The organism is Priestia sp. P5_B4, from assembly GCF_056400385.1.
The window spans coordinates 1-1,132 of the sequence record NZ_JBFULJ010001087.1 but is presented as its reverse complement, the minus strand read 5'-3'; the positions used below and the strand labels follow the sequence as shown (position 1 = coordinate 1,132).

1 protein-coding gene is annotated in these 1,132 nt (G+C 35.9%); it reads left to right on the top strand.

From position 1 onward, the window contains the following. Positions 1-1,132 (top strand): TIM-barrel domain-containing protein (locus AC1DRF_RS29010; protein ID WP_477742440.1); only part of this gene is annotated, 1,132 nt, incomplete at both ends.

The following is a 1,132-nucleotide window of genomic DNA, read 5'->3' as shown; positions in this document are numbered from 1 at the left end:
ATTCTGGATCGACAATGAGTTATACCGATGCTCCAGATGCACAAATGCAGTTAAACGAATTCTTAAAGCTGTGTGAAAAACATGATATCTTATGTGATTCATTCCAATTGTCGTCGGGCTATACGTCAATTGAAGATAAGCGTTATGTATTTAATTGGAACCAATCAAAAATTCCTTCACCAAAAAAGATGGTAAACGACTTTCATGATAAAGGTTTACGTTTATGTGCAAATATTAAGCCCTGTTTATTAAAAGATCATCCCTTATTTAATGAGTTAAAAGAAAAAAAGATGTTTATAACAAATAGTCATAACGAAGAACCTGAAATGGCACAATTTTGGGATGAAATAGGTGCTTATTTAGATTTTACCAATAAAGAAACCTACGACTGGTGGAAAGGGCAAGTAAAAGAAAAGCTATTGGATTATGGAATTGATTCCACTTGGAATGATAATAATGAATTTGAAATCTGGAGTAAGGAAGCCATCTGTCACGGTTTTGGGAACAATAAAGAGTTTGAACTGATTCGTGCACTTCATCCACTGCTTATGATGAAGGCTTCCTATGAAGCACAGTTGGAACATAACCCTCAGTTGCGTCCTTATTTAATATCACGATCCGGCTCTGTGGGAATGCATCGTTATGTGCAAACATGGACAGGCGATAATCGCACCAGTTGGAAAACGTTAAAATTCAATATCAAGATGGGGATAGGGCTAAGTTTATCCGGTATTTATAATTTTGGACATGACGTAGGTGGATTTTCTGGCCCTGCTCCTGAACCTGAATTATTCGTAAGATGGATACAAAATGGAATTGTTCATCCGAGATTCACTATCCACTCTTGGAACGATGACGAGACAGTTAATGAACCTTGGATGTATCCTGGAGTTCTAGACTCAATTAGAGAATTAATTAAATTTAGAACAAAAATAATTCCATATATTTATAGTGAGTTGCGCGAAACCTCTAATAGCTACCATCCTATTATAAGGCCTACTTTTTATGATTTTGAACATGATGAAACTACCTTTGAAGAAAATGACGACTTTATGCTAGGTGAGTCTCTGCTGGTTGCTTCCGTTGTTGAAAAAGGAAAAAAAGAGCGAGAAGTATATTTACCAAATAATCC